This is a genomic window from Microcoleus sp. Pol7_A1, assembly GCF_036701085.1.
In the GTDB taxonomy this organism is placed as follows: domain Bacteria; phylum Cyanobacteriota; class Cyanobacteriia; order Cyanobacteriales; family Microcoleaceae; genus Microcoleus; species Microcoleus asticus.
In genome coordinates, this window is the sequence record NZ_JAUBQD010000129.1 from 1 (window position 1) to 4,825 (window position 4,825).

Annotated in this window: 4 protein-coding genes; 3 read left to right on the forward strand and 1 reads right to left on the reverse strand. The window is 47.5% G+C overall.

Features of this window, described 5'->3' with window-relative positions:
• Positions 1–75: 75 nt before the first annotated feature.
• On the reverse strand, positions 76–1,317 hold the full coding sequence (locus QUA20_RS31325) for an HhoA/HhoB/HtrA family serine endopeptidase (protein WP_333194218.1): 1,242 nt from the start codon (positions 1,315–1,317) through the stop codon (positions 76–78).
• A gap of 207 nt (positions 1,318–1,524) precedes the next feature.
• Here QUA20_RS31325 and dnaA point away from each other — a divergent pair, with 207 nt between their 5' ends.
• The 3 genes from dnaA to dnaN all read left to right on the forward strand — a co-directional run bounded on the left by dnaA (position 1,525) and on the right by dnaN (position 4,612).
• On the forward strand, positions 1,525–2,895 hold the full coding sequence (gene dnaA / locus QUA20_RS31330) for a chromosomal replication initiator protein DnaA (RefSeq protein WP_333194219.1): 1,371 nt from the start codon (positions 1,525–1,527) through the stop codon (positions 2,893–2,895).
• A 119-nt stretch (positions 2,896–3,014) separates the two neighbouring features.
• Entirely contained in the window at positions 3,015–3,236 is a 222-nt protein-coding gene (locus QUA20_RS31335) for a hypothetical protein (protein ID WP_333194221.1), read from the forward strand.
• Positions 3,237–3,472: 236 nt separating this feature from the next.
• A complete protein-coding gene (gene dnaN / locus QUA20_RS31340) occupies positions 3,473–4,612 on the forward strand; it encodes a DNA polymerase III subunit beta (protein ID WP_333194223.1) in 1,140 nt (379 codons plus the stop codon).
• Positions 4,613–4,825 lie beyond the last annotated feature (213 nt).

Sequence of the window (4,825 nt, forward strand, 5' to 3'; positions counted from 1 at the left end):
CCTTCTTCCTTCTTCCTTCTTCCTTCTTCCTTCTTCCTTCTTCCTTCTTCCTTCTTCCTTCTTCCTTCTTCCTTCTTATCCAACTTTTTGAACCGGTAAACTCCCCGGTTTAACAGTCAATTTAACTATTTGCCCGTTGCGGTTGATTTCCATTTGCAACAGACCGCCAACCTTAGCATTTTGCACGAAATCCTGAACAGCTTCCGACTGAATAATCGGCTGATTATTAATTTTTTGAATCACATCTCCAGCGCGCAAACCGGCTGCTGCTGCGGGAGAATTAGGAACAACGCTAACAATAGCCACACCCCGATCGACTGCAACTCGCAGACTGCTGTTAGCATTGCTGTTAATTTGCTGCTTAACCTCTGGATTCAGCGTCGCCATTTCAATGCCTAAATAAGCGTGTTCGACTTTCCCCGTCGTAATCAGTTCCTTCGCCACCTGTTGGGCCGCCTGAATGGGAATCGCAAACCCCAATCCTTGAGCACCTTGAATAATCGCCGTATTCATGCCAATAACTTGGCCCGAAGCATTCAGCAGCGGACCGCCGGAATTCCCCGGATTAATTGCAGCGTCTGTTTGAATAAAACCGATCCGCTTGTCGGGCACGCCCACATCAGAGCTCGATCGTCCCGTAGCGCTAATAATCCCGGCAGTTACGGAATTGTCCAAACCCAAAGGATTGCCGATGGCGATCGCCCATTCCCCAGACAATAGCTTATCCGAATTGCCGATCGCCGCTACAGGCAGAGCGTTCGCCTCAATCTTCACCACAGCCACATCCGTCACCTTATCCGCCCCCAACACCTGCCCCTGAAAGCTGCGGCCGTCCTTGAGAGTTACATTTACCGTATCGGCTCCCTCTACAACGTGAGCGTTAGTGAGAATCACGCCGTCGGCACCGATGACAAAACCCGAACCAGTGCCCCGTTCGATCCCGCCCCGGCCGCCCGAATTCGGTTCTATCCCAAAAAAATCTTCCGGCGACAGCCCTCTATTTCCCGGTTTCACCCGTCGCGAAGCATCGATCCGAACCACTGCAGGACCAACTTTTGCCACCGCAGCCACAATAAAATTCACATTACCTGCATCGCCCGACAAGGAAGCAGGCGGCAAGACTTTGCTAGCTCGATCCTTTGTATTAGGAGGCAGTTGCAATTTCGGTTCCACGGCCCTTTGTCCAGAATCGCCCGAATTTGCACGAAATTGAGAAACCGTCAGACGATCGCCCAACATGGCGGCCCCGGCTCCCGTTACCAGCAGCAATATGTAAATTGCCGGTTGCTTCCAAAATTTGCCAGTAGAACTCTTCATGGCCACGTTTTTAGGCTTTCCTGCCAAATCTAAATATTTGCTGAGCCGCTCCCCGATACCTGCTTTGGGCTGCAGAGCGGCAAAAATTTTGGCGATGGCGTCCCGCCCCGCAAGCTACGGCAGACTCCCTTAAACTTTAGCATCTGAGGACTAAACTCTCTAGAGTGTAGAATTAATATCTTGAATGCCGATCGGCAGAGGTGAGCAGTGGACATTCCCCTCGAAAGTCTGTGGAATCAGATACTTGAACGTCTCCAGGTACAACTGAGCAGACCTAGCTTTGAGACGTGGATCAAAACTGCCAGGGCCGAACAACTCGAAAATAACTGTTTGATCGTCAGCGCCCCCAACCCCTTTGCTCGCAATTGGTTGCAAAAATATTACGTCAAAACCATTGCCGATGCAGTCGAAGAAATTCTCGGCTATCCCGTAGACATTTACTTGACAATTGCCGGAGGAAACGAAACAGGTGGCAGCAGTGACTCCGCCATGATTTGGCCCTCCCCCATCGCCGATATCCCGGAAAGCCACTCGCTTCATCCCCCCAAGCCCGCCAATTTAAACCCGAAATACCTCTTTTCCCGCTTTGTCGTCGGTTCCAACAACCGCATGGCTCACGCGGCCTCCCTCGCGGTAGCCGAGTCTCCGGGCCGAGAATTCAATCCCCTATTTTTGTGCGGTGGCGTTGGTTTGGGCAAAACTCATTTGATGCAGGCGATCGGTCATTATCGCTTGGAAATTGACCCCAACGCCAAGATTTTTTACGTTTCTACTGAGAAATTTACTAACGATTTAATCGCCGCAATTAGGAAAGACAGTATGCAAACTTTCCGCGATCATTATCGAGCAGCCGATGTTTTATTAATAGATGACATCCAATTTCTTGAAGGCAAAGAATACACTCAAGAAGAATTTTTTCATACTTTTAATACTTTGCACGAATCGGGAAACCAAGTAGTTTTAGCTTCTGACCGTCCGCCGCAGCAAATCCCCCGCCTGCAAGAGCGTTTGTGTTCCCGATTTTCAATGGGATTAATTGCCGACATTCAATTGCCAGACTTGGAAACTCGGATGGCAATTTTGCAGAAAAAAGCCGAGTATGAAAATATGCGGCTGCCGCGAGATGTCATTGAGTACATTGCTTCGAGTTACACTTCCAACGTTCGGGAATTAGAAGGTGCTTTGATTCGGGCGGTAGCTTATCTTTCAATTACCGGTTTGCCGATGACCGTGGAGAATATCACCCCGGTTTTGAACCCGCAAACTGAAAGCGTAGAGGCGACGCCAGATGCAGTAATTGCAGTTGTGGCCGAGGCGTTTGATGTTTCTGTTGAAGATTTGAAAGGTATTTCCCGCAGGCGAGAAATTAGTCTCGCCCGTCAAATAGGGATGTATTTAATTCGGCAGCATACTGGTTTGAGTTTGCCGAAAGTTGGCGAAGTGTTCGGCGGCAAAGATCACACGACTGTGCTTTACAGTTGTGACAAAATTGCTCAGTTGCGGAACACTGACCCGAATTTGGCCCAAACTTTGCGTCAGTTGAGCGATCGAATTAATGTTGTCAGCCGCAAAACTTGAGAAAAAGTCATTAGTCAGTTGTCAGTTGTCAGTTGTCAGTTGTCACACCAATGACTCTATGCAGCGATTTCAAGATCCGCATCATCGAAGGGGTAACTCTCCGATAACAGACAATCTCTATGCGTAGCAGCTTGCCTGTGGAAAAACCTGTGGAAAAGTTGCCCTTTGTTTGTGGAAAACTTTACTCGATCGCCCGAAACAGTTTTTGCACAAAAATGCGCGATCGACCTCAACAGCTTTTCCACAAGTTTTCCACAGGTATTTATTACCTACAAGTGATTCCCAGCAAGCAGTTAGCTTTTTTTTCCACAGTTTCCACAGGGCGATCGACACAAAAATAATTTAATAAATAATAAAAACAGGCGATCCCTGCACACCCAACACAAATAGTTCGCGACGCGCGTTGACCTCAGAAACCCGGTTTCTACGAAGATTTCTCGTTTTTACAGGCAAAATTTTGCTTAGAAACCCGGTTTCTAGCCCCATGCTTAAGCCCTACACACAGAAAAACTGACCCGCCGGCTTTCTGTGATACGATTTGTTTCTGTTTCAAATCCGGTTAATTAACCTTCCTACCATGAAATTGGTTTGCACCCAAAGTGACCTCAACGCCAACCTCTCGTTGGTGAGTCGGGCCGTTCCCTCCCGCCCGACACATCCGGTACTCGCCAACGTGCTCTTAGTAGCGGATGAGGAAAATCAGCGGGTTAGCTTGACAGCTTTCGATCTCAGTTTGGGCATTCGTACCAGCTTCGCAGCAGAAGTAACTGGCGGCGGAAGTTTTACAATACCCGCTAAATTGCTTAACGATATTGTTTCGAGACTCCCAGATGGAGAGATTACTTTAGAAGACGAAGCGGGGGACACCGTAGCATATCTCACTTGCAGTTCTGGCAGCTACCAAGTTAGAGGCATGGGCCCGGAAGAATTCCCAGAATTGCCAGCAATTGAAGCAGGAACAATCCTCAAATTGCCGCCGGAAGCCTTGATAGAAGGACTCAAAGGAACTTTATTTGCTACTAGCCCCGACGAGGCAAAACAGGTACTTGCAGGCGTGCATTTAAAGGTATTGCAAGATTGCTTGGAATTTGCAGCTACAGACGGCCACAGATTGGCAGTAGTTCAAACTGCCAATGAAAAAGCTGAAGGCGAAGAAACCCAAGAAGAATTTGAGGTGACAGTCCCCGCTAAAGCATTGCGCGAAGTAGAAAGAATGCTGGTGATGCGACAGTGGACTGAACCTGTCACCCTGCATTTTGAACACGGTCAAGTAGTGTTTGAATGGGCAGACCAGCGGCTGACAACTCGTACCTTGGAAGGGCAATATCCCGCATACAGGCAGTTGATTCCGCCCTCCTTTGAGCGGCAAATTACCTTAGAAAGGCGATCGTTTTTAGCAGCAGTAGAAAGAATTGCCGTGTTTGCAGACCAAAAAAATAATATTCTCAAATGCAGCATCGACGAGGAGAATCAGGAAATCACTTTGTCGGTAGATGCTAAAGATGTCGGCTCCGGCAAAGAGTCAATGCCGGCCCAGATTTCAGGAGACAGCATAGATATTGCTTTCAACGTGAAATACTTAGTTGATATCTTAAAAACGGCTCAATCCCCAGAAATTCAACTGCAATTAAACGGTGCTTTGGCCCCCGTAATTTTCCAGCCTTTGGGCGGAGTCAATGCTACATTCTTGGTGATGCCTGTTCAGCTAAGAGCTTAAAAAGAGTCATTAGTCATTAGTCAGTAGTCATTAGTCATTGGTAATTGGTAACAAATAACCAATTACCAATTACTAATAATTAATAACAACTGATATCAATTCCGGTAGCATCGGAATTGTAAAGTCGAGTCAACAGTAGACATCTCCAAAATAGTAACATTATGTGGTAAAAGAACATAAGAAACATTTTTTACACAGAAACATGAGCGACAT

Bases quoted from the DNA above. Each gene is read 5' to 3' on its own strand.
- QUA20_RS31335 (WP_333194221.1), top strand. From the start codon at position 3,015: ATGCGTAGCAGCTTGCCTGTGGAAAAACCTGTGGAAAAGTTGCCCTTT.
- dnaN (WP_333194223.1), top strand. From the start codon at position 3,473: ATGAAATTGGTTTGCACCCAAAGTGACCTCAACGCCAACCTCTCGTTG.
- QUA20_RS31325 (WP_333194218.1), bottom strand. From the start codon at position 1,317: ATGAAGAGTTCTACTGGCAAATTTTGGAAGCAACCGGCAATTTACATA.